Annotated in this window: 24 protein-coding genes; 10 read left to right on the plus strand and 14 right to left on the minus strand. The window is 70.5% G+C overall.

Annotated elements, in window-relative coordinates; all coding sequences use genetic code 11:
* Positions 1 to 817 precede the first annotated feature (817 nt).
* Positions 818 to 1,042 carry a DUF397 domain-containing protein gene (locus tag PSD17_RS26160; protein WP_339124993.1) on the minus strand — a complete coding sequence of 75 codons (225 nt, stop codon included), beginning with the start codon at positions 1,040 to 1,042 and terminating at the stop codon, positions 818 to 820.
* Complete coding sequence (locus PSD17_RS26165; RefSeq protein ID WP_158703567.1) at positions 1,039 to 1,887, minus strand: helix-turn-helix domain-containing protein; 849 nt, start codon at positions 1,885 to 1,887, stop codon at positions 1,039 to 1,041. The genes PSD17_RS26160 and PSD17_RS26165 overlap by 4 nt, the downstream gene beginning before the upstream one ends.
* A gap of 882 nt (positions 1,888 to 2,769) precedes the next feature.
* Between PSD17_RS26165 and PSD17_RS26170 the strand changes: the two genes are divergently transcribed.
* The 4 genes from PSD17_RS26170 (at position 2,770) to PSD17_RS26185 (ending at position 6,618) form a co-directional block, all read left to right on the plus strand.
* Positions 2,770 to 3,159, plus strand: coding sequence for a nuclear transport factor 2 family protein (locus PSD17_RS26170; RefSeq protein ID WP_013678044.1), 390 nt, complete (start codon positions 2,770 to 2,772; stop codon positions 3,157 to 3,159).
* A gap of 119 nt (positions 3,160 to 3,278) precedes the next feature.
* Positions 3,279 to 3,767, plus strand: coding sequence for a pyridoxamine 5'-phosphate oxidase family protein (locus PSD17_RS26175; protein WP_013678043.1), 489 nt, complete (start codon positions 3,279 to 3,281; stop codon positions 3,765 to 3,767).
* Positions 3,768 to 4,125: 358 nt separating this feature from the next.
* Complete coding sequence (locus PSD17_RS26180; protein ID WP_013678042.1) at positions 4,126 to 4,575, plus strand: response regulator; 450 nt, start codon at positions 4,126 to 4,128, stop codon at positions 4,573 to 4,575.
* Between the two features lie 294 nt (positions 4,576 to 4,869).
* Complete coding sequence (locus tag PSD17_RS26185) at positions 4,870 to 6,618, plus strand: glycoside hydrolase family 15 protein (protein WP_339124994.1); 1,749 nt, start codon at positions 4,870 to 4,872, stop codon at positions 6,616 to 6,618.
* A 32-nt stretch (positions 6,619 to 6,650) separates the two neighbouring features.
* On the opposite strand, the gene PSD17_RS26190 is transcribed toward PSD17_RS26185, so the two are convergent.
* Genes PSD17_RS26190 through PSD17_RS26200 form a run of 3 tightly spaced genes read right to left on the minus strand, consistent with a single transcriptional unit; the run spans position 6,651 to position 12,606 of the window.
* The gene (locus PSD17_RS26190) at positions 6,651 to 7,646 is read right to left on the minus strand and encodes an SDR family oxidoreductase (RefSeq protein ID WP_339124995.1); all 996 of its coding nucleotides are present in this window, start codon (positions 7,644 to 7,646) and stop codon (positions 6,651 to 6,653) included.
* A complete protein-coding gene (locus tag PSD17_RS26195; RefSeq protein WP_339124996.1) occupies positions 7,646 to 10,795 on the minus strand; it encodes an FAD-binding and (Fe-S)-binding domain-containing protein in 3,150 nt (1,049 codons plus the stop codon). Before PSD17_RS26195 ends, PSD17_RS26190 begins: the two co-directional genes overlap by 1 nt.
* Positions 10,792 to 12,606, minus strand: coding sequence for a thiamine pyrophosphate-requiring protein (locus PSD17_RS26200; RefSeq protein ID WP_339124997.1), 1,815 nt, complete (start codon positions 12,604 to 12,606; stop codon positions 10,792 to 10,794). Before PSD17_RS26200 ends, PSD17_RS26195 begins: the two co-directional genes overlap by 4 nt.
* Positions 12,607 to 12,841: 235 nt before the next feature.
* Between PSD17_RS26200 and PSD17_RS26205 the strand changes: the two genes are divergently transcribed.
* The 4 genes from PSD17_RS26205 (at position 12,842) to PSD17_RS26220 (ending at position 16,335) form a co-directional block, all read left to right on the plus strand.
* Positions 12,842 to 13,924 (plus strand): enolase C-terminal domain-like protein, encoded by a 1,083-nt coding sequence (locus tag PSD17_RS26205; RefSeq protein WP_233899207.1) that lies wholly within the window; start codon positions 12,842 to 12,844, stop codon positions 13,922 to 13,924.
* Between the two features lie 105 nt (positions 13,925 to 14,029).
* Positions 14,030 to 14,335, plus strand: a complete 306-nt coding sequence (locus tag PSD17_RS26210; RefSeq protein WP_339124998.1) for a DUF3040 domain-containing protein — start codon at positions 14,030 to 14,032, stop codon at positions 14,333 to 14,335.
* Positions 14,336 to 14,411: 76 nt separating this feature from the next.
* Positions 14,412 to 15,206 carry an acetate uptake transporter family protein gene (locus PSD17_RS26215; RefSeq protein WP_339124999.1) on the plus strand — a complete coding sequence of 265 codons (795 nt, stop codon included), beginning with the start codon at positions 14,412 to 14,414 and terminating at the stop codon, positions 15,204 to 15,206.
* A gap of 184 nt (positions 15,207 to 15,390) precedes the next feature.
* The gene (locus PSD17_RS26220) at positions 15,391 to 16,335 is read left to right on the plus strand and encodes a DMT family transporter (RefSeq protein ID WP_339125000.1); all 945 of its coding nucleotides are present in this window, start codon (positions 15,391 to 15,393) and stop codon (positions 16,333 to 16,335) included.
* Here the strand turns inward: PSD17_RS26220 and PSD17_RS26225 are convergent.
* The 4 genes from PSD17_RS26225 to PSD17_RS26240 all read right to left on the minus strand — a co-directional run bounded on the left by PSD17_RS26225 (position 16,307) and on the right by PSD17_RS26240 (position 19,494).
* The gene (locus tag PSD17_RS26225) at positions 16,307 to 16,531 is read right to left on the minus strand and encodes a hypothetical protein (RefSeq protein WP_339125001.1); all 225 of its coding nucleotides are present in this window, start codon (positions 16,529 to 16,531) and stop codon (positions 16,307 to 16,309) included. The genes PSD17_RS26220 and PSD17_RS26225 overlap by 29 nt on opposite strands.
* A complete protein-coding gene (locus PSD17_RS26230; protein ID WP_339125002.1) occupies positions 16,528 to 17,850 on the minus strand; it encodes a sensor histidine kinase in 1,323 nt (440 codons plus the stop codon). The genes PSD17_RS26225 and PSD17_RS26230 overlap by 4 nt, the downstream gene beginning before the upstream one ends.
* Before the next feature lie 49 nt (positions 17,851 to 17,899).
* A complete protein-coding gene (locus tag PSD17_RS26235) occupies positions 17,900 to 18,679 on the minus strand; it encodes a response regulator transcription factor (protein ID WP_339125003.1) in 780 nt (259 codons plus the stop codon).
* A 209-nt stretch (positions 18,680 to 18,888) separates the two neighbouring features.
* Entirely contained in the window at positions 18,889 to 19,494 is a 606-nt protein-coding gene (locus PSD17_RS26240; protein WP_339125004.1) for an ABC transporter ATP-binding protein, read from the minus strand.
* Between the two features lie 49 nt (positions 19,495 to 19,543).
* Here PSD17_RS26240 and PSD17_RS26245 point away from each other — a divergent pair, with 49 nt between their 5' ends.
* On the plus strand, positions 19,544 to 20,527 hold the full coding sequence (locus PSD17_RS26245) for a cupin domain-containing protein (RefSeq protein ID WP_339125005.1): 984 nt from the start codon (positions 19,544 to 19,546) through the stop codon (positions 20,525 to 20,527).
* Here the strand turns inward: PSD17_RS26245 and PSD17_RS26250 are convergent.
* Entirely contained in the window at positions 20,478 to 20,999 is a 522-nt protein-coding gene (locus tag PSD17_RS26250; RefSeq protein WP_013678019.1) for a DUF1097 domain-containing protein, read from the minus strand. The two genes, PSD17_RS26245 and PSD17_RS26250, sit on opposite strands and share 50 nt — an antisense overlap.
* Positions 21,000 to 21,161: 162 nt before the next feature.
* Here PSD17_RS26250 and PSD17_RS26255 point away from each other — a divergent pair, with 162 nt between their 5' ends.
* The gene (locus PSD17_RS26255; protein ID WP_013678018.1) at positions 21,162 to 22,178 is read left to right on the plus strand and encodes an acetamidase/formamidase family protein; all 1,017 of its coding nucleotides are present in this window, start codon (positions 21,162 to 21,164) and stop codon (positions 22,176 to 22,178) included.
* Between the two features lie 71 nt (positions 22,179 to 22,249).
* On the opposite strand, the gene PSD17_RS26260 is transcribed toward PSD17_RS26255, so the two are convergent.
* From PSD17_RS26260 to PSD17_RS26275, 4 genes are all read right to left on the minus strand, one after another.
* Positions 22,250 to 22,627 (minus strand): nitrile hydratase accessory protein, encoded by a 378-nt coding sequence (locus tag PSD17_RS26260; RefSeq protein WP_103380942.1) that lies wholly within the window; start codon positions 22,625 to 22,627, stop codon positions 22,250 to 22,252.
* Positions 22,624 to 23,247 carry a nitrile hydratase subunit alpha gene (nthA, locus tag PSD17_RS26265; protein ID WP_013678016.1) on the minus strand — a complete coding sequence of 208 codons (624 nt, stop codon included), beginning with the start codon at positions 23,245 to 23,247 and terminating at the stop codon, positions 22,624 to 22,626. Before nthA ends, PSD17_RS26260 begins: the two co-directional genes overlap by 4 nt.
* Positions 23,248 to 23,276: 29 nt before the next feature.
* Positions 23,277 to 23,984: a nitrile hydratase subunit beta gene (nthB, locus tag PSD17_RS26270; protein ID WP_339125006.1), complete on the minus strand. Its 708-nt coding sequence runs from the start codon at positions 23,982 to 23,984 to the stop codon at positions 23,277 to 23,279.
* Between the two features lie 164 nt (positions 23,985 to 24,148).
* Positions 24,149 to 24,595: a MarR family winged helix-turn-helix transcriptional regulator gene (locus PSD17_RS26275; protein WP_103380943.1), complete on the minus strand. Its 447-nt coding sequence runs from the start codon at positions 24,593 to 24,595 to the stop codon at positions 24,149 to 24,151.
* Positions 24,596 to 24,608: the final 13 nt, after the last annotated feature.

Below are 24,608 nucleotides of genomic sequence, written 5' to 3' on the forward strand. Positions count from 1 at the left end.
GACCTCGACCCCTATCCGACGAGCGACGCGCCCACGCCCTCTACACCCTCATCTGCGAAGAGCCGGATATCGTGGCACGGTTCGAGTTCGCTGATCTTGGACCGAGTCATGTACCGATCGGGGAATCTCACAAGATGGACAGGAACTAGCGGACGCTGCAAAAGGTCAAGAACTGCTCGGCGACGGATTTACCAGCGCGGGCACCGATATGTGAGACGTACGGGAGTCGGACCATCGGGCGGTCGCCGGCCTGACGGCGCGAATGCCCGGCGTCGTAATGGCCGCGAGGACGAGAGTTGGCCCATCTCCATCAAGCCGCTACGACGTTATCAGCGAGACGAATCCAGGACGGTGAGCTTCTCACCCTAAGGTACGACTCGTCCGCGCACTCGAAAACCCCGATTCCTCCGAGTCGGACGCAGCGCGGACACTACGGACTCTGTACCCTCGAGAGGGCTACGATCTAGATGGGAGCCGCAATCACCCATCGCGAGGACGAGTGCCCTAAACCGCTGATCGAGGGCGGCGCTTGAGACCGGTAAGACGGCGCCATCGCGGGCAGAGATTAGCCATTTGAGCAAATGGCGACCCAGAGGTTGTCAGATGCGGACGCCCTGGCCAACGTGGCTCGTTGTGTGTTCGTCCAGCCGTCACGACTCTGTCAGCTCAACGTGACGATCGAGGTCGAGCAGTGGAGCGGCGAGCCGGTGAAGTGCCGTGACTGCCTGGGCAACCGTTGGGTGGTGAAGTTCGTCGACCCCGGGGTGGCTGCCCGAGACAGGACTCGGACGCATCGGGCAGCCTGCCGGAGCGCAGACTAAGCCGGCCGGGCGGCCAAAATTGCTGAATCGAACTCGCCCGCCTTGACGCCGGCGACGAAGGCATCCCACTCGGCTACCGAGAACACGTGCGCCGGGTTCGACGTGTTCTTCGCATCGCGCACACAGATGCCGTCGTCGGTGGCGGCAACCTCCACGCAGCCATTTCCGTTGCAGAAAGAGCTTCGAAGGTACGGGGGAGCGATCATTTTGAAACTCATCATTCCTCTCTTTTCTGTCGCAGAACGTCTCTGATTATGTCCTGGGCGTGAGCACCTCCAATGGAGATGCGCATCAGATCGTTCCAAATATCGCGAAACCGTTCGATCGCGTCGTCCGTCTCGTACCAATGATCGAGGAAATTCCCCTCCTCGTTCACGACTTCCCAGTCGTCGGGGTCCGACGGGATGAAGTGAGTAAACGTCGCATTGGCGATGCGCCGAGGTGTTGCAGTCCTAAGAACCTGTAACTCGATGTTCGGATCGTTCGCGCGGTTGAGGAGTAGTTCGAGCTCGCCGCGCATGATCGACGGGTGCGAGAGTTCTCGGTGGAGGAGTTCCTCTGCGAGAACAATTTTCAGTTGGACCCTCTCGTCCGCGTTTCGATCGTCGAGGATGTGGCGACGTGCGAGCCTGAGGTCGACAAGCTTCTTGACCAGCACTGGATTGTCAGTTGCATACTGAGAGATCATTTCTGTGGCGTACGCCGGCGTCTGTAACAGCCCGGGTAGGAAGGTGTATGAGAAGTAGCGAATCTCCCGAGCCTCGGCCTCAAGGGCAATGAACAGCTCGAGGTCCTCGGCGACCACGTTTGAGAACCGCTGCCACCAAACGGTGGCCTTGGAATCGCGGGTCCAGCGTAGTATTCGCTGACGGTCCTTCTCGTCCTTGACGCGATACAGGTCGAGGAGCGCCTGAACTTCGATCTCTTTGAATATTCCCTCTCCGCGCTCAAGCCGACTCAATTTTGAGGTCGAGCATTCGATTCGCTTAGCGGCCTCAGTCAGGCGCACGTCTCGGTCCTCGCGCAGCGCCTTGAGCCGCGAGCCCAGTCGTCGCCGGACTACCAACGGCCCATGTCGGTCGCTCGGTGGTGCGATTGCAGACCTCTCAGATCTGTCGGGCGTTCGTAACTCACATGGGCGTATAGATCACTACCAAGAGTAGCTGTGATCGTGAAAATTTCATGAAGCAAGACTCGTCAGGCCGCTTGTCGTGTGGGACAGCACCGTACACCCTGGGTGTCAAAACCTTCACGCACGGTCAAGCCTCCGCGCTGAGCGGGCAGTTCTCTGCGATGAATGGCCAGCCTCGCGTGTGGGCGGCCTAGCGGGAGGTGGTGCCCCACGACCTGAGCTTGCTGACATCTCTCGAGTCCGTCGACACGTCGGCGTTGAGTCGAAAGAGGAGGAGCCCACAGCCTGGCGTGCCTGGGCCCCTCCAATCCCATCGATCCGCACGGCAAGTGCTTGCGACAGGAGCCCCAGTATGCATCCAGCCCAAGGCGGTAAAGGTCCACCCACGCTCATCCTTACCGTGGCGCTGCTCGTACTTCCCACGTTCGCCGGTGTATACGTGAACTCGATCATGGGTTGGTGGCCGGGATTCCTCACCTTCCTGACGATCGCGTTAGTCGTTGGTCGGATCGCGTACCGGGCGGGCCGCGACCGTCGGTAACGGGCACTGCAGAAGATGCCGAGGCCGAGCACCGCCTCGGCATCTTCTTGTACGCCTGTGGCTGCACGCTGTTCGGCCGCCCATAAGCGACAAGTCGGTTGTTCAATCTGCCCAGCCGGAAATTCGGGCTGTCGTAGTGCGCCCTCCCGTGACGTGGGATCGCCCTTCGATGGCGCGGCGGCGATCTGACATCAGCCGAGCCGAGATCTGGCCCGATAGGCCGCTTGAAGGGCCTACCCTCCCATTTCACCCGACACAACGGTGGGGAGGCGGCGATGACAGAACGGAGCGAGGCGTCCGTCGAGACGTTGAAGGCGATCACGGCTGCGTTCAACGCACACGACCTGGACGCGATCATGGAGTTCTTCGCGGAGGACTGCTCGTTGGACATGCCGAGGGGGCCCGAGCCCTGGGGGCAGCGGCTCACCGGCAAGGACGCCGTGCGGGCGGGTCTGGCCACCCGCTTCGCGGGACTGCCCGACGTGCACTACGGCGAGGACCGACACTGGGTCAGCGGCGACCTCGGCGTCTCCGAATGGCTCCTCACCGGCACGAGGGCCGACGGCGAGAAGGTGTGTGTCCGCGGCTGCGACCACTGGGAGTTCCGCGGTGGTGAGGTGATCCGCAAGGACTCCTACTGGAAGATCGTCGAGCCCGCCACCTGAGTGGTCACCGGCCCGTCCGACCGCGCCGAACCGGCGTCGTCGCTCGATGTCGAGAATCCACGGTCGGCTCCGTCCCCGGAGGATCGCGACGAAAGCCGCACCGAGGGAGGATCGCCACGATGGAACGACAGGACGTGCTGACCGAGCTCACCGCCGCCCAGGCGCTGCTGGACGCCACCTCCGCTGCCCACCTCGCCTACACCGGCAGGGACGGTACCCCGCGGGTCGTCCCGGTCGGCTACTTCTGGACCGGCGAGGAGTTCGTGGTCTCCACCGCCGACACCGCACCGAAGGTCGCGGCCGTGCGCGCTCGCCCGGACGTTGCGCTGGCCATCGACGGCGGCGGCACGCCCGGGTCGGCGCAGTCGTTGTCCATCAGGGGTCGGGCGGAGGTCCGGATCGTCGACGGCCTGGTGCCGGAGTACGTCGCGGCGGCGCGGAAGTCGATGGGCGCGGAGGCGGCCGACGAGTTCGAGCGGAACTGCCGGCGGATGTACGAGCGGATGGCCCGGATCGCGATCGTCCCGGCGTGGGCGCGCTTTCACGACTTCGGCGCAGGTCGGCTGCCGGGCTTCCTGCAGGAGCTCGCGGAGAAGGCCCGGAACTGATCTGGAGGCCCGGTCCGTCGAGGTCTGAACGCAATCGGGCGCGACGCGGGGCGACGGTTCCGCGCGCCCCACCCTCTCACGGCTTCCGGGTCGGCTCCCGCCGATCGGCTCCCGTGGAGCGGGACTCCGGCTCGGCCGATCGGACTCCGCACGTGGCCCGACCGCCCTGTCCCGGGTAGGCCGGCCGGCTCGCTCGGCCGGGCACAGGGAGTCGTCGGGTGAGCGGTGGGCGAAATCGGTGGCCTCAGTGGTCGCAGGGCCAACGATCTGCCGCCCCTTGTGCCAGACTTGCGGTTCCTGCGCCTCCGCTGAAGCCATCGGCTCACGCGCATCCTTTCCAGGCGGAGGCGCGCATCCCGTGACCGATCAGACCCATGTCACCGTTCTTCTCGTCGAGGACGATCCCGGCGACGCACTCCTGACCCGTGAGGCTCTCGAGGGGCGCACCCGTACCCGGCTCGAGCTCGTCACCGATGGCGCGGAGGCGATCGCCTACCTTCGTCGCGAGGCGCCGCACCAGGACGCCGTCCGCCCGGATCTGATCCTGCTCGATCTGAACCTGCCCCGCCGTGACGGGCGGGAGGTGCTCGCCGAGCTCAAGGCCGACCCGGATCTCGCGCCGATTCCGGTCGTGATCCTGACGACCTCGCACGCCCACGAGGACATCGTGCGCAGCTACGACCTGCACGCCAACGCCTACGTCGCGAAGCCCGTCGATTTCGACGACTTCGCCGCCGCCGTGCGGGAGATCGACGACTTCTACATCGGTCTCGTCCAGCGCCCGAGCCTGTCGACCTCCCCCAACTGACAGCGGCCGGCCGAGGAGCCGGGCACGAGGGGCCCGACGGTCGTGCGGCGTCGGTCGAAGGGCGCCACGCGAAGCTCGTCGGCTCCGGCGGGTAGCCGTCGCCTGCGGGACAGCTGTGTCGATCCCTCGCGGGCCCCGGATCCGGTTCGGCCGGCCGAGGGCGCTTCCTCGCCGCCGGGGATGCGGCCAGTCGTCAGCAGGTCGCAAGGTCCCGGTCCCGCGGCCGGGTGACCGTTTCGGGTAGCCCCCTCGAAGAGGGACAGCGACGGACAGGACGACGCCGAGGGAGCGACGGTGGAGGCATGCGTAGAACCGGCCCCGCACGTACTGCGGGAGTACGCGCTGATCGCCGACGGTGAACGAGGAGCGCTGATCGATCCGCACGGCGACATCGCGTGGCTGTGCGCACCCCGGTGGGACTCGCCCGCGGTCCTGTCGACGCTGCTCGGCGGCCGGGGCCGCTACTCGGTCGCCCCACTGCAGCGCTTCGTGTGGGGCGGTTACTACGAGGACGGTTCGCTGATCTGGCGATCGCGTTGGATCACCGACGACGACGCGGTGGTCGAGTGCCGCGAGGCACTCGCGTTCCCCGGCGACCCGCACCGCGCCGTGATCCTGCGGCAGCTGTCCGCCGTCCGCGGCGAGGCACACGTGGCGGCGCTGCTCGCGCCGGCTGCCGACTTCGGCCACGCGTCGTTCTCCGGGGTCCGGCGATCGGGCGACGGGGTGTGGACCGGACGGAGCGGAGCGCTGCGGGTCAGGTGGAGCGGAGCTCCGCGGGCCGTGTTCGACGGGGAGTCCGGTGCCCTGCGCGCGCAGCTGCGGCTTTCCCCGGGAGAGCGGCACGACCTGGTGTTGGAGCTGTCCGACCGGGAGTTCGACCGGCCACCGCCGCACCCCGGATCGGCGTGGGGGGCGACCGAGACCGGCTGGCGGGAGACGCTGCCCGATCTCGGGCACACCGTCGCCGACCGGGACGCGCGGCACGCGTACGCGGTCATGCGCGGCCTCACCACCGGCGCCGGCGGGATGGTCGCGGCGGCCACCACCAGCCTGCCGGAGCGGGCGGACCAGGGCCGCGACTACGACTACCGCTACGTCTGGGTCCGCGACCAGTGCTTCGCCGGTCAAGCGGTGGCGGCCGCCGGGCCGCACCCGTTGCTCGACACCGCCGTCGACTTCGTCGCGCAGCGGGTCCTCACCGACGGCCCGGACCTGATGCCCGCATACACCGCCGCGGGGACAGCCGTCCCGCCGCAGCGGGAGCTGGACCTCCCCGGCTATCCCGGCGGCTCGAACGTGATCGGCAACCACGTACGCGACCAGTTCCAGCTCGACGTCTTCGGTGAGGCGCTGCTCCTGTTCGCCGCAGCGGCGCGCCACGACCGGCTCGACGCCGAGCGGTTCCGGGCGATCGGCGTCGCGGTCGCGGCGGTCGAGAAGCGGTGGCAGGACGCCGGTGCGGGACTCTGGGAGCTCGACGCCCAGCGCTGGACGCATTCGAGGCTGGTGTGCGCGGCCGGTCTACGTCAGGTGGCGGCAGCCGCCGTGCCCGCGTCCGAGGCCGCCGCATGGAACACCCTCGCGGACCGCATCGTCGCGTCCACGGCCGCCGACTCGCTGCATCCGTCCGGGCGTTGGCAGCGCACGCCGCAGGACCCGCGGGTCGACGCGGCACTGTTGATCCCGGCGCTGCGAGGGGCGCTACCTGCGGACGACCCGCGCTCGGTCGCCACGCTCTCGGCGATCCGTGACGAGCTCGGTCGCGACGGCTACGTGTACCGGTTCCGGCACGACCGGCGTCCGCTCGACCAGGCCGAGGGGGCGTTCCTGCTCTGTGGCTTCCTCACCGCGATGGCCGCGCACCAGCAGGGCGACGTGCCGGGCGCGATGCGGTTGTTCGAGCGCAACCGAGCGGCGTGCGGCCCGCCCGGGCTGTACTCCGAGGAGTACGACGTCGTCCAGCGTCAGATGCGGGGGAACCTGCCGCAGGCGTTCGTGCACGCGGCCCTGCTGGAGGCCGCCGCCCGCCTCGCCGACTGACCCCGCCCCCGCGCGGCACGAGGATGCACCCGTCAGCTGCGACGCCGTCGCCGCGCGCGACGGAGCCGGAGGACGGCCGCGGCCGAGCCGACGGCCAGGGCGGTCCGGTGCATCGAGGCCCACAGCACGACGTCGCGGGACCGGGCCTCGTCGTCGAAGGCGCCGTGCGCGCCCCGATCCGCGTCGTCGTCGCGAGGGACGAACAGGTTCGCCCCGTGCCGCGGCAGGTCGGCCCGGCTCTGCTGACCCGTGACGCCTGCTCGTGCCAGGTAGGCGCGGACCAGCAGCGGAGCCATCCGCTCGCCCAGGATCGTGTAGGCGGTGGAGATGCCGACCCAGATGTTGCGCCGCCGGTGCTCGGCGACGAACCGGATCGCGCGAGCGGCGAGCTCGGGCTGGAACACCGGTGCCACCGGGCGTGGACGATGCCGCATCTTGTTGAGGTTCCAGCTGAACTGCGGGGTGTTGACGCCCGGAAGCTGGACCATGCACACCCGCACCCGACTCCCGGTGTGCGCGAGCTCGGTCGCCACGGACTCGGTGAACCCCTTCACCGCGTGCTTGGCCCCGCAGTACGCGGACTGCAACGGGATGGCGCGATAGGCCATCGCGGAGCAGACGTTGACCACGACCCCCTCGTCGAGGCCGCGCATGCGGGCGAGCGCGGCCCGGGTGCCGTTGACCTGGCCGAGGTAGGTCACCTCGGTCATCCGCCGGTACTCCTCGTCGGTGGTGTCCCAGAAGTAGGCGAGCGACCCGGCGAACGCCGAGTTGACCCAGACGTCGATGGGGCCGAGCTCGTGCTCGACCCGGGCGGCGGCCCGGTCGACGGCCTCGTTGTCGGCGACGTCGACGGCGACCGCCAGCGCCCGGCGGCCCGCGGCGCGGACCTCCTCCTCGGCGGCCTCGAGACCGGCCGCACCACGGGCGAGGATCGCCACGTCGTATCCGGCGGCGGCGAACTCCCGGACGGCCGCCCGGCCCACTCCCGCCGTGCCGCCGGTGACGACGACGATTCCGCCCGTCATCAGGCACCTCCCGGGCTCGTGCGTCGGAGCGCCGCGGCGATCGCAGCCGCCGAGATCGCGGCAGCGGCCATCGAGAGCGGCAGCGCTGCCCGCGCCGCGCGTCGACCGCGCGGTCGTTGCGGCGGTGGCGGCTGCCCGGCGGCCTGGTCCGCACGGGCGGCCGCGTCCGTGCCCGACGCCGCGGCCAGCACCTGGCCGAGGTGTAGGGCGGTCCGTCCGGTCCGGGCGTGGTCGATCTGGGTGCGGCACGAGAACCCGTCGGCGACGACGACCGTCGCCGCGTCGGCGGCCCGCACCGCGGGCAGCAGCGCCTGTTCGCCGCACTCCATCGAGATGCCGTACTTGCCGGCCTCGAAGCCCCACGAGCCGGCGAGGCCGCAGCAGCCGCCGCTCAGCGGCTCGACGGTCAGCCCCATGCGTTCCAGGACCTGCCTGTCGGGGTCGATGCCGCCGGTCGCGCGCTGGTGGCAGTGCCCCCACAGCAGCGCCTTCCCGTCCAGGTGGGGCGGGTCGATGTCGAAGCGGGTGAAGAACTCGCCGAAGTGGTAGGCGTTCCCGGCGAGGCGCCGCGCGTCGTCGTCGTGCGGGAGCATCTTGAGCAGCTCGTCCTTGAAGACGGCCAGACAGCTGGGTTCCATCCCGACGACGGGCGTGCCGGCCCGGATGTCGTCGCGGAGCACGTCGAGGACGCGGCGCAGGTAGCGGTCGGCCACGTCGAGGAACCCGTAGTCGTAGAGCGCGCGCCCGCAGCACACGTGCACCTGCGGCATGACGACCCGCCAGCCGGCGGCCTCGATCGCCTCCACGCAGGCGACCCCGACATCGGTGTGCAGATGGTTGGTGAAGGTGTCCGGGAACAGCACCACCCGACGCCCGTCCGGGTTCCGGGTGCCGCCGCGCTCGGCGAACCACTGCTGCAGCGTCTGCGACGCGAACGGGGGCAGCGGGCGCCGCAGGTCGATCCCGGCGGCGAGCTTGGCCACGTGGGCGAGGCCGGGCGTCCGGGTCACGAGGTTGACCAGCTCGGGCATCCGCGACGCGAGCCGCGCGACCTGGTCGATGAACCCGAAGGCGTAGGCGTGGCGGTTGCGCCGGCGTCGCCACGACTTGTAGTGGTGGTAGCGGAACTCGGCCTTGTACGTGGGCATGTCGACGTCGACCGGGCAGTCGCTGGTGCAGCCCTTGCAGGCCAGGCACAGCTCGAGGCCGTCGGCGACCTCCTTCGACTGCCAGCCGTCGGTGATGACCTCGCCGCGCAGCATCTCGAACAGCAGCCGGGACCGTCCGCGCGTGGTGTGCTTCTCCTCGCGGGTCACCTGGTAGCTGGGGCACATGGTCTGCGCGGGCTCGGGGTCGCGGCACTTGCCGACCCCGACACAGCGCAGCGCGGCGTGCGCGAAGTCGCCGTCGTCCTGGGGGTAGGCGAACCGGACCTCGGGACGCCAGGGGTTGTAGTCGGTGCCCAGCTTGAGGTTCTCGTCCATCCGGTAGGCGTCGACGACCTTGCCCGGGTTCATCTTCGCGTCCGGGTCCCAGATCGCCTTGAACTCGCGCATCGCCTGAATCAGCCGGGGGCCGTACTGCTTCTCCAGCAGCTCGGCGCGCTGCTGGCCGTCGCCGTGCTCGCCGGAGAGGGTGCCGCCGTAGCGGGTGACGAGGTCGGAGGCGTCGTCCATGAACGCGCGGTAGTCGCGGATCCCCTCGGCGGTGCGCAGGTCGAAGCTGATCCGCGAGTGGATGCAGCCCTCGCCGAGGTGCCCGTACATCGCCCCGCGCAGCCCGTGCCGGTCGTAGAGCGCGTCGAGCTCGCGGATGTAGGCGCCGACCTTCTCCGGGGGGACCGCCGAGTCCTCCCAACCGGGCCAGTGGTCGCCGTCGGCCGGGAACGCGGTCGAGCCGAGGCCGCCCTCGCGGATGGCCCACAGGGTCTCGCTGTTGCCCCCTTCCTGCACGCTCTTCGCGACCCGGATGCGGTCGTCGTCGTAGCCCTTGTCCCCGCGCAGCCAGTCGACGAACGCCCGGGAGCGGGCCACCGACTCGTCGGTGGTGTCGGCGCCGAACTGGACCATGAGCCAGGCCCCGCCCTCGCGGCGGCGCGGCAGCTCGTGCAGCCCTCCGAGGTTGATCTTCTTCAGCTGCTCGTCCTCGATCAGCCGCTCGTCGAGCGCCTCGAGCCCGATCGGCTTCCACGCCATGATCTCGGGGACGTGGGTCGCCGCCTCGGCCAGCTCCGGGTACTGGACCAACACGGTCGTCCGCTGGAACAACGCGGGCGTGAGCATCAGGACCGCCCGTAGTGCGATCGCGCACGTGCTCTCGGTGCCGACGAGGGCGCGGGCGACGTTGAACCCGTTCTCCGGCAACAGCTCGTCGAGGTTGTAGCCCGAGACCCGGCGCGGCAGCACGTCCACCGACGGGTAGCCGGCGCGGATGTCGTCGGCGTACCGGTCGCGCAGGTCCCGCAGCTTCGCGTAGATCTCGCCCTTGCGCCCGCCGGCGGCGATGATCTCGTCGAGCCGGTCCTCCTCGTCCACACCGACCCAGAAGCGTTCGCCGTCGTAGGTGACGACCTCCAGGGCGTGGGTGTTGTCCGACGTCCGCGGGCCCGGCCCGTAGTGGCGGGCCTGCACCGAGTGGACGCCGCACGAGTTGTTCCCGATGTTGCCGCCGATGGTGCACCGCGAGTGCGACGACGGGTCGGGCCCGAACACCAGCCCGGCGCGTCCGGTGACCTTGTTGAGCTGCTCGTTGATCACCCCGGTCTCGGTGGTGACCAGGCGGTTCTCCACATCGACGTCCTCGACCCGGGTCAGGTACTTCGAGAAGTCGATCACGACGGCGTTGTTCACGGTCTCGCCGGAAAGGCTCGTGCCCCCGCCCCGGGACACGACGGGCGCGCGGTACCGATGGCACGCCTGCATCGTGGCGACGACGTCGTCGAGGGTTCTCGGCACGACGACGCCGACCGGTACCTGCCGGAAGTTCGACGCGTCGCCTGCGTACATCGCCAGGGACGCCGTGTCGAAACGGACCTCCCCGGTGACGTGCCGGCGCAGGTGCTGCTCCAGCCCCTTCGTGTTGATCTTCGCGGTGGCGACCATGCCGCCCGCGAACCGTGGGTCGGGTCGGGCCGGGACAGTGGTGGTCACTCGTTCCTCCCCGGCATCGCGTCCTTCACCGACTCGGTGAACTCGTGCAGTTTCTGCTTGGCCCCCTTGGTGATCACCCCGGCCTCCTCGGGGTCGCCCTTCATCATCGCCATGGCGGACTTCTTGCCGAGCTCCTTCTTGATGTGCGGCGGCACCGGCGGGATCTCCGGGTCCGTGACGACCTCGAGCACGCACGGCCCGTTGGCGGCGAGCGCCCGGTCCCAGGCCGCGCCGAGGTCGGCCGGGTCGTCGACCTTGATGCCCTCGAACCCGAGGAGCTTCGCGAACTCGGCGTACGGGACGTCGGGAATCCACTGGGTGCCCATGAACTTCGGGTCGCCGGACTCGGCCCGCTGCTCCCACGTGACCTGGTTGAGGTCCTGGTTGTTCAACACGCAGAACACCAGTGTCGGGTTCTGCGCGGTGAGCCGGTCGAGGTAGCGCTTGACGGTGACGAGCTCGGCCATCCCGTTCATCTGGAACGCGCCGTCCCCGACGAGCGCGATCACCGGACGGTCGGGGTACGCGAACTTGGCGCCGATGGCGTAGGGGGTACCCGCGCCCATGGTGGCCAGCGTGCCGGCGAGCGAGGCCCGCATCCCCCTGCCGAGCCTGAGGTACTGCGCCCACCAGTTCGTGGCCGAGCCGGAGTCGGTCGTGACGATCGCGTCCTCCGGCAGCCGCGACGAGAGCTCGTAGGCGACCAGCTGCGGGTTGACGGGGTCGGCGGGCTCGTGGGCGCGGTCGTCGAGGACCCGCCACCATTGCTCGACCTCCTTCTCGATCTTCTCCCGCCAGGACCGGTCCTCCTTGCGTCGCAACAGCGGCAACAGGGCCGTCAAGGTGTCGCGCGAGTCCCCGACGAGGTTGGCCTGCACCGGGTAGCGCACCCCGATCATGCGGCCGTCGATGTCGATCTCGACGGCCTTCGCCTGTCCCTCCTCGGGCAGCCACTCCGCGTAGGGAAAGCTCGTCCCGATCATGAAGAGGGTGTCGGCGTCCTTCATGAGCTCGTAGCTCGCCGTCGAGCCCAGCAGGCCGATCGGACCGGTGACGTACGGCAGGTCGTCGGGCAGCACCTCGCGGCCGAGCAGGGTCTTCGCGACTCCCGCCCCCAGCAGTTCGGCTGCGGCGACGACCTCGTCCTGGGCCTCCGCGGCACCCTGACCGACGAGCATCGCGACCTTCGAGCCCTCGTTGAGGATCTCCGCGGCCTTCGCCAGCTCGGTGTCGGGCGGGATCACCCTCGGCCGGGTCCAGCCGACGCTGGTGTACACGGCACCGTGGGTCCGCGGCGGGGACGGCTGCGCGTCCTCCTCCTGGACGTCGACCGGGAAGACGATCGTCGCGACGGTGCGGTTGGACAGCGCGACCTTGCAGGCGCGGTCCACCAGCTGGCGCGCCTGGGCGGGGTGCATACAGGTCTGCACGAACTCCGACACGTCGGTGAGCAGCACCGTCGGGTCGATCTCCTGCTGGAACGCGGCACCGAGGGACAACCGCTTCTGCTGCCCGACGATCGCCACCACCGGCTGATGGTCGAGCTTGGCGTCGTACAGGCCGTTGAGCAGGTGGATCGCGCCGCCGCCGGAGGTGGCGATGCAGCAGCCCAGCTCACCGGTGAACTTGGCGTGGGCGCCGGCCATGAACGCACCCATCTCCTCGTGCCGCGGCTGGATCAGCTCGGGGTCTCCGTCCGCGCGGTCGAGTGCGCCGAGGAACCCGTTGATCCCGTCGCCGGGGTAACCGTAGATCCGGTGGACGCCCCATTCACCCAGCCGTTGCAGCACGTAGTCGGCGACCTTCGGCATTGCCGTCCTCATCTCCTCGCGGTGTCGTGATGGCGGGCCGTGCCACGATCCCGTCGCGGTGCCCCCGCGACCGGTCCGATGTGGCCCTGCTCCACGGCTACCCGGACTCCCCGCGCCCGGTTCAGGACGGCACCCTGCGATTGCCTGACGAAACGGCGGCGGGCCGACGACGGCCGAGCGGGCGGGGTAGGCCGAAGGAGTGCGCGACACCGCCCCCAACAGCGAAAATCCCGTCGTGGAGCGGCTCGAGGCGGCCGCCTACACGATCCCCACCGACGGACCGGAGTCCGACGCCACCATGAGCTGGGACTCCACGACCTTCGTCCTCGTGCGCGCCCATGGCGGCGGGCACACCGGAATCGGCTACACCTACGCCGGACCGGCCGCGGTCGGTGTGGTCACCGGGACGCTCGCCGGCGTCGTCCGCGGCCGGGACGCCGCCACCCCGGCCGCGTCCTGGGCCGCGATGCGGCACGCCGTGCGCAACCTCGGAGGTCCCGGGCTGGTCGCCGAGGCGATCTCGGCGGCCGACATCGCGTTGTGGGACCTGCACGCCCGGCTGCAGTCGATGCCGCTCTCGACGGCCCTCGGCGCGGTCCACGAGGCGACGCCGATCTACGGCAGCGGCGGGTTCACCTCCTACGACGACCGTCGGCTCGCCGAGCAGCTGCGCGGCTGGGTCGACGCCGGCATCCCGCGGGTGAAGATGAAGGTCGGCCGCCGGCCGGACGAGGACCAGGACCGGGTGCGGGTCGCCCGCCGCGCGATCGGCGACGACGTCGAGCTCTTCGTCGACGCCAACGGTGCGTGGACCCGCAAGCAGGCGCTCGGCTGGGCCGACCGGCTCGCCGACGACGACGTCCGCTGGCTGGAGGAACCGGTCAGCTCCGACGACCTCGACGGTTTGCGGTTGCTGCGCGACCGCGGTCCGGGCGGGATGGACGTCGCCGCGGGGGAGTACGGCTACGACCTGCCGTACTTCCACCGCATGCTCTCCGCCGAGGCGGTCGACTGCCTGCAGGCCGACGTCACCCGGTGCGGTGGCCTCACCGCGCTGCAGCGGGTCGCCGCCCTGTGTGACGCCAGGTGCCTCGACCTCTCGTTGCACTGCGCGCCGCAGGTGTCGGCGCACGCCGGCACGGCGGTCTGGCACCTGCGCCACCTCGAGTACTTCCACGACCACGAGCGGATCGAGCGCATCGCCTTCGACGGTGTCCTCGAACCCGAGCCCGGTGGTTCGCTGCGTCCCGACCGGTCACGCGCCGGCCTCGGCCTCCGGGTCAGGACCCAGGATCTCGAGCGGTACCGCACCGCGTGACCCCGACCTTCCCATCCCCTGACGAACGCCGCGGTGCCAGTTCTGCGGGCGCGAACCGGGTAGGCCAGGGACAGCAGACGACCAACCGCAAGGGAGGGAGGACAGATGTTGAGCGAACGGGAGCGGAACGCACTCGAGCAGATCGAGCGCGACCTCTCCGCCGACACCGGTTTCGCGGCGGCGATGGCCGGGTCGCGACGACATTGGGAGCAACGGTGGCAGCCGAAGTGGACCGTGGCGCTCTTCGTGACGGGATCGATGGTGACGATCCTCTGCGCGGTGCTGGGCAGCGCCGTCGGAGCGGCGGTCGGTGTGGCGACGTGCGGCGCCGCCCTCGGTCTGTCCTGCGCCCTCGCCTCCGGCAGGAGCGCCGCCGGACCTGGGGTCCGGCGTCGCTCGCGCCGCGCCTGAACCTCGCCCGGCTCATGTGTCCGTGCGGAACCGTCCGGTCCCGTGCATCCCTCGCACCACCATGTGGAGTGATCAGATGACAACCCACGCCGCTGCCCTCGGACACAACGGCAGCCCGGAGAAGTCCGGTCCGCGTACCCACGACCATCCCGGTACCGATGACTACGCGTTCTGGCGAGAGCACACGACGATAACGCTGCAACCCGTCGCGGCCCCGTCGATCCTGGGGCTGTTCGGGTTCGCCGTGTCGACGTTCATGGTCGCGGCCAACCTCGCGGGCTGGTTCGGCAACGAGACGACCACGCCACTGGTGTTGTTCCCGTTCGCCTTCGCGTTCGGGGGAGTCGCCCAGCTCCTGGCCGCGATGTGGTCCTACCGCGCCCGTGACGCACTGGCGACGGGGATCCACGGGGCCTGGGGATCGTTCTGGATCGGCTACGGCCTCTACACGCTGCTCGTCGGTCTGCACATCGCGCCCGGGACCTCCGGCAGCACCGATGCCAGGGTCGCCTTCGGCTTCTGGTTCATCGGTCTCGCGGCCGTCACGTGGACCGGGTTCGTCGCCGCACTCGCGGAGAACATCGCCCTCGCCCTGGTGCTGTTGACGCTGGCCGCCGGCTCCACCCTGCTGGCGATCGGGATGACGGTGGCCGCTCCGGTGCTGGTGACCGTCGGCGCGATCGTGCTCGTCGCGTCCGCGGTCATCGCCTGGTACACCGCGAGCGCGCTGATGCTGGCCGCGACGACGGGACGCGTCGTCCTGCCGGTCGGTCACCGGGAGGCCGGAGGGATCCGCGACCGGGTCGGTGCTCGGTCGTCGCGGCCGATCCAGTACGCGCAGGGTTTCCCGGGGGTGAAGGTCGGCCAGTGACGGCGGCTCGTACTCGCCGGCCCGCCTCGACGTCGCCCGCGCGGGAACGGGACGACCTCGCGTTCGTCGCCCGGGACCGCGCCGGGTGACGTGCGCCGTGCGGGCGCATCCCGGTCCGCGCGCCCGGGTACGGAGAGGGGGCCGGGCGCCCGCGGCCCGACCGGGATAGAGGGGTAGGTACTGCGTGCTCGGAATCGTGCTCATGCTCGTCGCCGCAGCGCTGAACGCGACGGCGTCGGTGCTGCAGCGCCGTGCGGCCCGGGACGAGCCGGAGTCGCGGTCGTTCTCCGCGCAGCTGATGCTGGATCTGATCCGTCGGCCGGCGTGGCTCCTCGGCATCCTCGCGATGCTCGGTGGCTTCGTGCTGCACGCGGTGTCGATCTCGGTCTCACGGATCGCGCTGGTCCAGCCCGTGCTGGTGATCGAGCTGCCCTTCACGCTGCTGGCGGCGTCGTGGATGTTCGGCCTGCGCCTGGGCAGGCGGGACTGGACCGCGATCGGGTTGCAGTCCGTCGGCCTGGGCATGCTCGTGGGCTGTCTGGCGCCGTCGGGCGGGGACCCGGGCACGGTGCCGGGTGCGACGTGGGCGTTGGGGATCGCGCTCACGGCAGCCGGGATCGTCGCCCTGGTCGTACTGGGCCTGCGCGCTCGACAGGGCCGTCGTGCCGCTTTCCTCGGTGTGGCCACGGGCGCGGCGTTCGGGTTGAACTCGTCGCTCATCGCGGGTGTGGGTGCGGCCGTGAGTCGCGGCGACGGCCTGTTCACGACGTGGCAGACCTACGCCGTGGCGGTCGTCGGCCCGGTGTCGTTCTTCCTCCTGCAGAACGCGCTCGAGAGCGGCACGCTCGTCGCGTCGCAGCCCGGTTTCACCCTGACGAATCCGGCCGTGTCGGTGGCCTGGGGACTCGCCGTGTTCGGCGAACAGGCTCGCGGTGGCGGTTTCCTGGCCGCGGGCGTGATCGGCGCCGTCCTCGTGGGTGTGGGGACGCTCCTGCTCGCCCGCTCGCCACTCCTCGAGTCCGACACCTCGTCCGGGAACGGCCCCGACGCCGGCACCGGCGGTGGTTCGGCGCCCCCACGGGGAGACGTCCGCGAGCCGGCTACCGGGTCGGGGAGACCGGGGGACTGACCGGGGGAGTCGTGGTCGGGGGCGGCGGCACCGCGGGAGAACCAGGGTCGGGCAGCACGGCGACGGTGGGGGTCGGCACCGGCGGGATCACCGACCGGTCGACGGGCTCGGGATGGTCCTGGGTGGCGACGCCGCAGCCGGTGAGCAGCCCGACCAGCAGGAGCACCACCGCGACGGCACGCCGACGGGGTCTCACGTCGTGCCCCGCGGGATCTCGACGACGACGCGGGCGCCACCGAACGGGCTCTCCTCGATGCGCACGCGGCCGTGGTGCGCGCGGACGTGCCGGGCGACCAGCGCGAGGCCGAGCCCCGTGCCGCCCGTGTCCTCGCGACGCCCGGCGATGCCGCCGCGGGAGAACCGCTCGAACACCTCCTTGCGCAGCTCCACCGGGATTCCCGGACCGGCGTCGTCGACCTCCACCCGGACTCCGTCGGAGGAGGGCGACACCCCGACCCGGACGGCGCCGCCCCCGTGGTACGCCGCGTTGTCCAGCAGGTTCTCGACGACCCGGTCGAGCCTGCGGCGGTCGGCGAGGACCTTGGGCGGCGTCGTCGCGACGTCCACGACGATCCCCGGTCGGGCGCCGACGGCATGGGTGACCACGTCCACCATGTCGCACTCCTCCAGGTCGCTCTCGTCGATCCGCTCGTCCCGGGAGATCTCGAGCAGGTCGCCCACCATCGTGCGGAAGCGGTGCACGTCGGCGTCGAGGAGATCCACCGCCTGCTGTGCGGTCGGGGTCAGCTCGTCGCGTCGGCGACGGAGGATCGCGACGGCGTTGACCAGCGTGGTCAGCGGCGAACGCAGCTCGTGGCTCACGTCCCCGGCGAACCGGGCATCACGCCGGACCCGCCACTGGAGGTCGTCCGCCGTTCGGTTGAAGGTGGCCGCGAGCGGCGCGAGGTCGGCGTCGTCCTGTTCGGGGAGCCGGGCGTCGAGGTCGCCGGCGGCCATCCGAGCGGCCGCGTCCCGCAGCTCCGTCAGGGGACGCAGGGCGCGTCGCCCGGCCCAGCTGCCCAGGCCGAGACCGAGCAGCCCACTGACGCCGACGCCCGCCGCCAGCACGGCGCTCAGGAACCGGAGCGAGCTGTCGAGACCCGAGAGCGGCGCGACCTCGACGTAGACGCCACCCTCGACGGGCAACGCGACCGCGAGAACCGGCTGTCCGGCGGCCACGACACGCTGCCGGGCGGGGGTCCCGGACCCCGCCAGTGCGAGCAGCTCGGCGGGGAGGGCCGGCACGTCCTGAGCCGGTCCGCTGACGGTCCACGTCCCCTGCCGACGCAGGGCGACGGTCACGTCACCGCCACCCGCGAGTCCCTGGATGAGGTCGACGGGCCCGTTCCTGCGTGGGTCGCGGAGCACCTCCTGCACGAGGTGGGCGTCGACCGCCGCCTGGGTGGTGGCGCCCTGCTCGCGCCTGCTCAGCAGGTAGCTCGACGCGAGGTGCCAGGTCACGACCGCGAGCAGCCCCGTGATCGCCATCGACATCGCCGCGAAGGCGATGGCCACCCTCCAGGTCATGGGGAGCTGGCGCTGCAGCAGGCCGGCCCGCCGTGGGCTAACCGTCGGCATCGGCTCGGACGGCGGCCCGGTAGCCGGAGCCGCGGACGGTGAGGACCAGCGCCGGGTGGTCGGGGTCGCGTTCGATCTTGCAGCGCAGCCGCCGGATGTGGACGTCGAGGAGCCGGGTGTCGCCGAGGTAGTCGTAGTCCCAGACGCGCCGCAGCAGGTCCTCGCGCGTGACGACCTTGCCTCCCGCCACGGCCAGCTCGACGAGGAGCCGGAACTCCGTTCTGGTCAGATGGACGTCGGCCGTCCCGCCGTCGCGGTGACAACGGACGACGCCCTCGTCCGGGCGGACCTCGACGTCGCCGATCGTGAGCGTGGCGGCCGCGGTGTCCGGGCGCCGGCGCCGCACCAGCGCCCTGATCCGGGCGGCGAGCTCCCCGGCGACCACCGGCTTGGTCACGTAGTCGTCGGCGCCCGCTTCGAGACCGGCGATGACCTCGGCGGACTCCGACCGCGCCGTGACGATGATGATCGGCAGATCACCCCGTGCCCGCAGCCGCCGGCACACGGTGAGCCCGTCGGTGCCCGGCAGCATCAGGTCGAGCAGGACGGTGTCGACCGGATCGCGGGCCAGCAGCGTCATGGCCTCCTCACCGGAGGACGCCGTCGACACCGCGAAACCCTCGTCGTCAAGCGCCAGGGAGAGGGCCTGCCGGATCCGGCCGTCGTCGTCGACCACCAGGACACGCGTCCGCGCCCCCGGCGCCGTCGTACCTCCCGCGGCGCAGCGGACGGGCGCGGATCGGGCCGGACGTGGGATCGAGGTCATCGCGGCACCATGGTGCTCCTGTCGAGCGCCCCGGGCGACCTGGCGCGGCACCCGATCCCGTGCGGGCCACCGATCGTCAGCAGATCGTCAGGTCCTCGCCGTCCCGGCGACCCGCGAACGGGACCCGGCGGGTCGAAGGGGGACGGCGGCCTCCCGGGTCGAGACCGACGAGGCGACAAGGGTGGTGGACATCGTCGGCACGACCGGCTTCAGACGGTTGAGCTCTCGCGTTCGACCCGGGACAGGACGACGGGGCACGACACGAGATGACCCGGGCCGGCCGGCTCCAGGAAGACCTCGTTCTGCGCACACGACGGCAGTGCTTCGGGGCAACGCGGGTGAAAGCCGCACCCCGACGGCGGGTCGGCCGGGCTGGGCGGCTCGCCCGGAATGGGCGCCACCCTGCCCCGCCGCGGGTCCGGTGTGGCGGCAGCCCCGAGCAGCGCCCGGGGGTAGGGGTGCCTGGGGCGCGCGTAGATCTCCGCGCGAGGAGCCGTCTCGGCGATCCGGCCCAGATACATGACGGCCACGAGGTCGCTGATCTGGCTGACCACGCCCAGGTCGTGGCTGATGAAGATGTAGGAGAGGTCCTGCTCCCGCTGCAGCCTGCGCAGGAGGTTGAGGATCTGGCCACGCAGTGAGACGTCCAGCGCCGAGGTGGGCTCGTCGGCGATGATCACCTTGGGCTCGGTCGCCAGGGCCCGGGCGATGTTGACCCGCTGGCGCTGGCCGCCCGAGAGCTGCAGCGGTCTGCGGGTGGCGAGGTCCGGGTCCAGGCCGACGGTCTCGAGCAGCGAGTCCGGAGGCGTCCCCACTGCTCCCGGCCGCTACGTCGACGCCAGGGCGATCGAGCCGGTCGAGTTCGTGCCCGGACTGGCGTTCCGTCCGGTTCTCGGCGAACAGATGATGACGAACTTCGTGCACTTCGAACCGAACACCGAGGCCCCGGTTCACCAGCACGAAGAGGAGCAGATCGTCATCGTGCTCGACGGCGAGTTCGAGTTCGAGCTCGACGGCGAGGTGCGCGTGATGCGCGCCGGTGATGTCGCCGTGATCCCGCCGTGGGTGCCGCACGGCGCCCGGACCCGCGATACCCGCTGCGATGAGATCGACGTGTTCAACCCGCCGCGCAAGACGCTGGTCGAGCACCTGCGTCGGCAGGCCTGCCGAGGCCACGGACCCGGCCTGACGCGCGGACGGGCCTCCGGCGGCGCATACCGGCGCCGCCTGAAGGGGACCGCGGCGTCGTCGCGGCTCTCGGCTCGGAGGCAGGGATCGGCCGGTTCGGGGCCAGGGCGTGTCCGACACCGGTGCCCGCGGCGGTCGTGCGGCGACGCCCGTCGGCGCCGAACGGACCGACGTCAGGGTGCTGATGAACCGCCCCGGGCGGGCGGGTCGGGGCGCGGCCACACCTCCGCGCTGCTCCTGGCGCGCTGCCGCGCGTGGCGCCGCCGCCCGACTCGGGCATCGTGCGATATCGCGTCGCCGGCCGCGTCGATGGTCGTCAACGAGAGCCGACGCGGCCCGACTCGTCCGGACGGCCAGGGTGCTCCGGTGGTCAGCGGCATTCGCGGATCCCGCTGCGCGACATGGCGCTCGGATCTGATCGCGCGGCGCCGGGCTGCCGGCGCCGACGACGCTCACCCGGGGATTCGGCGGGACGGCCCGCGGCAGGTCCGGCCAGGTCGGTCGGCGGCGAAACCGCCGGGGCCGATGTCTCGTCGAGCCGGCGAGGAGTGTGTCGTTCCCGTGCGGCCGACGTGCGGCCGAGGTCACCTGGGCCGGCGATGGAGACCCGTCACGCAGCCGCTTCGCCGACCGGGTCCGTCCCTCGACGGCGCGCGGTGAGCAGCGCGGCGGTGCGTCCCGACAGGACGGCGAACACGGCTCCCGTCACCACGGCGGCCGCCGCGACCAGGGCGGGGTGATCGGCGCCTGCGCGCGTGATCGGCACGTCGGTGGCAACCATCGTGGCGACCGTGATCGCGAACCCGACAACGATGGCCGGAGCGGCGGCGAGCAACGGGATTCGGGACAGGGCGATCATCAGGGCGCTACCGAGCCCGACGCCGATCCCCAGCACGAGTGTGCCGCCGCCGGCCGCCGTCACCAGAAGCAGGGTCGCGGTCGCGACCGCGATGCCAACCAGGTTGGCCAGTGCCGACAGGGCCGCGCCCCGGATGCCGCTCCCCACCAGGAACGCGCACGCCCACGCGAGGAAGACGACCCACACGGGCAGCGGCAGGATCGTCGCCGTCAGCCAGGTGGAGATCGCTCCCCACAGGCCTACCGACACCGTGAGTGCAGTCTTCTCTCCCATAGCGGGTCCCTTCTCGCGGAGTGTGAACTGAACGAGACAGCCAGCACTTGGAAGGTTCTGCGGATCGCGCTCAAGGTGGCTGTGAACTGGGCTTACTCTATCTTCCCTCTAGCTTGACCTCAAGATATCATTTCAGATGAAACTTAATGAGAAGAGGTTTTGATGGCTGACATCGAGTTCCGGCCCACCGCGTCGGACTACGTCTTCACGTTCGGTGGCGTGGCTCCCGTCCGGAAGGTCGAGCCGGGCGACGTCCTGCGACTGTGGAGCGAGGACGCCTTCGGAGGAGTTCTCCAGCGTGCGACGGACCGCCCGACCGAACTGCTCGACACGCGCTACCTGAACCCGCAGACCGGACCGTTCTACGTGGAAGGGGCAGAACCCGGCGACACGCTGGTCCTGCACATCGTCGACCTGACCCCGGCCCGGGACTGGGCCGCGTCGACGACGATCCCGTTCTTCGGCGGTCTGACGAGCACCGATCGCACGCGACTGCTGCAGGAACCCCTGCCCGAGCTGACCTGGATCTACCAGGTCGATCGCACGCGGAACGTGGCCTTGTTCGAGGCCCAGCGCCCGGTGGCAGGCCGCGAACCGTTCTCGGTCGAGCTGCCGTTGGAGCCGATGCTCGGGACCGTCGGCGTCGCGCCGCCGTTGCGGGAGGTCCGGACGTCGCTGACGCCCGACAACTTCGGGGGCAACATGGACACGCCCGAGATGCGGGCGGGGGTCACCGTGTACCTGCCGGTCAACGTGCCGGGCGCGCTCTTCTCGATCGGCGACGGCCACTACCGGCAGGGCGAGGGGGAGAGCTGTGGGACGGCGATCGAGGGTGCGATGGACTCGACGCTGATCGTCGAGCTGATCAAGGGGCGTGCGCCGGCCTGGCCGAGGCTCGAGAACGACGAGTTCATCATGACCGTCGGCTCGTCGCGCCCGCTCGAGGACGCGTGGCGGATCGGGCAGGTGGAGATGGTCCACTGGCTCGGCGAGCTGCACGGGATCGACCACCTCGACGCCTATCAGCTGCTGACCCAGATCTCCCTGACGCCGATCGCCAACGTCGTCGACGCGAACTACAGCGCGGTGACGAAGGTCCGCAAGTCGTTGCTGCCGGAGGTCCCCGCCTACGACGCGATCCACCGGGACCTGCGTGCGCGTGCCGCCGGGGTCCGCTGACCGCGGGAACGAGCGAACTCGGCCGGCGTCCGCAGGACGTCGGCCGAGTTCGTCTCGAAGGGAGTCCGCGGTCAGTGCCCGTGCCCGTGGCCGTGGCCGTGGTCGTCGGAGTGCTCGTCCTCGTGGGCGAGCAGCCGCTTCTCCTCGTCGGTGCGCGCCTCCAGGTCCTCGGCCGAGAGGATGCCCCGGGCCTCGAGCAGGCGGAAGAACGCGCCGGTGAACTGCCGGTAGTACACCGCCGGGTCGCAGGTGTCGGTGATGCCGCTGCGCTCGATCTCGTCGATCAGCAGGGTCTTGAACTCGTCCCAGGGGTAGAGCCCCTGCTCGTGCAGGCTCACGACCATGCCGAACGCCCGACTCTGCCACGGCGCGTCGAAGGTCGGCTCGCCGTTCGAGCGCGGGATCGCCGCGACGCCCTCGAGGTCGGGGACCGTGATCGAGGCGGTCATGAGGGCACGCTCACGAGTGCGACGCCGACCATGGAGTCACGGCTGACGATCTCGGCGAGCTGCTCGGCGCTCCAGCCCTCGGTGCCGGCCGGGCGCTGGGGCAGCACCAGGTAGCGCAGCTCGGCGCTCGTGTCCCAGACGTCGATCCGGACCTCCGGGCCGAGCTCGACGCCGAACTCCTTCAGCACCTCGCGCGGCTCCTTCACGACCCGCGCTCGGTACTGCGGGTACTTGAACCAGGCCGGCGGGATTCCCAGCAGCGTCCACGGATAGCAGGAGCAGAGCGTGCAGACGATGACGTTGTGCACGTCGTCGGTGTTCTCGACCGCCAGCAGGTGCTCGCTCTGCAGGCCGGTGAAGCCCATCGACCCGATGGCCGAGGTGGCGTCCCGCAGGAGCCACTCCTTGAAGTCGGGCTCGGTCCACGCGCGGGCGACGACCTTGGCGCCGTTCATCGGCCCCATGTCGTTCTCGAACGCGTTCACGACCGCGTCGACGGCCGCGGACTCGGCAAGGCCACGCTCGACGAGCAGTGACTCCAGTGCCCGGACGCGGGCCTCGACGTCGTCGAGGGACATCCAGCTCAGCTTGCCGCTCTCGAGCTTCTCGGGAGTAGTCATGGTTGTCTCTCTCGCTTCGGTGAGGCCGGTCAGGCGTCGGCGGGGTCGAGGTAGCTCTCGAACAGGTCGGCGTAGAGGTGGAAGTCGCCCTGCCCGTCCGCGACCTCGGAACCCCACAGATCGGCCTTGTCGAACCGGACGGTGTAGAGGTGGTTGGGCTCGTCGACCTGGCGGTGCGCGCTGGCGGCCGGATCGTGGTGCGCCCCGTGGTGCCAGTGGACGACCCCGACCGCCCGGTTGAGGTAGCCCGGCAGTCGGTTGTGCGATGCGACGTTGATGTTGCGGACGCGAACCGTGTCACCAGGTGCGAACCGGGGCTCCTGGTCGGTGTCGACGTTGTGCGGGGTGCCGGCCCACAGGACGCCCATCATCTTGTCGGCGAGCGGGCTCAGGGTCTCGGGCTTCGGCGGGTTCGCGGCGAACGAGCCGGCGGGCTGGGTGCGGACCCGCTCGTCGATCTCCTCGTGGGTGATGATTCCCTTGTCGTTGAGCAGCTTCTCGACCGAGTAGAGCCAGTGCTCGTAGTAGTTCGAGTCGGTGTAGTGCGCCCACGGCATCAGCTCGATACCGTGCCGCTGCTCGTCGAGGTTGAAGGCGCCGCCCGCGATCGCCATCGCGGTGAGGGCGTGCATCCGGCCCTCGAAGGCGTACCGGAACGGCGGCTGGTCGGGATCCTTGAAGACCTCGATCACCGGGCCGAGGCCGTCGCGGCCACCTACGTCGTGTGGTCCATGCATCGGCGAGTCACTCCTCCACGTCGGCGTGCGGGATGCCGGGCGGCCCGGCGTCGTGCGGAGGACCCTAGACCGCCCGTGGACCACATTTCATTTCATATGGTTTGTTTTCACCCGGAACGACCAACTTGTCGGCCGGGCGGCGGCCGGTTCGGGGAGGTCCCGCGTCATCGGCCGGCCGACGCGGTGGCGGAGGCCGAGATCATGGTCTGGAGGGTGTCGAGGAGGTGGTTGTAGTCCACGACCCCGAGCCGTGCCTCCAGCTCCTCCTGGAGTGCCCCCTCCTCGTTGATGATCTGCCGCAGCAGCGGCTCGCCGCGGTGGGACATGTAGAGCAGGGCGCGCCGCCGATCGACCGGGTCGATCCGGCGGTGCAGGAGGTTCAGCTGGCTGAGCCGGTCGACGACCCTGGTCAGGGTCGCGGGCGAGAGCACCGCCTGCTCTGCGACCTCGGTCATCGAGTGCCCGTGACCGTCGGCCAGCTGGAGCAGCACCCGGTACTGGTCGACGGTCAACCCGGTCGCCCGCAGCACGTCGTCGAGCCGGTCGGTCGCGTATCGCTCGGCCTGCGCAAGCAGTAGCGCGAGGCTGACCTGCGCCGTAGGGTCTCCCATGCCGCGATCCCTC

Origin of the sequence: Pseudonocardia sp. D17, from assembly GCF_036984265.1 — a bacterium.
GTDB classification, from domain to species: Bacteria; Actinomycetota; Actinomycetes; order Mycobacteriales; family Pseudonocardiaceae; genus Pseudonocardia; species Pseudonocardia benzenivorans.

Excerpts from the sequence above, each read along its gene's own strand:
- PSD17_RS26175 (WP_013678043.1), top strand. The coding sequence starts at position 3,279 with ATGGAACGACAGGACGTGCTGACCGAGCTCACCGCCGCCCAGGCGCTG.
- PSD17_RS26170 (WP_013678044.1), top strand. The coding sequence starts at position 2,770 with ATGACAGAACGGAGCGAGGCGTCCGTCGAGACGTTGAAGGCGATCACG.
- PSD17_RS26260 (WP_103380942.1), bottom strand. The coding sequence starts at position 22,627 with ATGACCGCCTCGATCACGGTCCCCGACCTCGAGGGCGTCGCGGCGATC.
- PSD17_RS26160 (WP_339124993.1), bottom strand. The coding sequence starts at position 1,042 with ATGATGAGTTTCAAAATGATCGCTCCCCCGTACCTTCGAAGCTCTTTC.
- PSD17_RS26255 (WP_013678018.1), top strand. The coding sequence starts at position 21,162 with ATGGCTGACATCGAGTTCCGGCCCACCGCGTCGGACTACGTCTTCACG.
- nthA (WP_013678016.1), bottom strand. The coding sequence starts at position 23,247 with ATGACTACTCCCGAGAAGCTCGAGAGCGGCAAGCTGAGCTGGATGTCC.
- PSD17_RS26190 (WP_339124995.1), bottom strand. The coding sequence starts at position 7,646 with ATGACGGGCGGAATCGTCGTCGTCACCGGCGGCACGGCGGGAGTGGGC.
- PSD17_RS26210 (WP_339124998.1), top strand. The coding sequence starts at position 14,030 with ATGTTGAGCGAACGGGAGCGGAACGCACTCGAGCAGATCGAGCGCGAC.
- PSD17_RS26275 (WP_103380943.1), bottom strand. The coding sequence starts at position 24,595 with ATGGGAGACCCTACGGCGCAGGTCAGCCTCGCGCTACTGCTTGCGCAG.
- PSD17_RS26250 (WP_013678019.1), bottom strand. The coding sequence starts at position 20,999 with ATGGGAGAGAAGACTGCACTCACGGTGTCGGTAGGCCTGTGGGGAGCG.
- PSD17_RS26235 (WP_339125003.1), bottom strand. The coding sequence starts at position 18,679 with ATGACCTCGATCCCACGTCCGGCCCGATCCGCGCCCGTCCGCTGCGCC.
- nthB (WP_339125006.1), bottom strand. The coding sequence starts at position 23,984 with ATGCATGGACCACACGACGTAGGTGGCCGCGACGGCCTCGGCCCGGTG.
- PSD17_RS26200 (WP_339124997.1), bottom strand. The coding sequence starts at position 12,606 with ATGCCGAAGGTCGCCGACTACGTGCTGCAACGGCTGGGTGAATGGGGC.
- PSD17_RS26215 (WP_339124999.1), top strand. The coding sequence starts at position 14,412 with ATGACAACCCACGCCGCTGCCCTCGGACACAACGGCAGCCCGGAGAAG.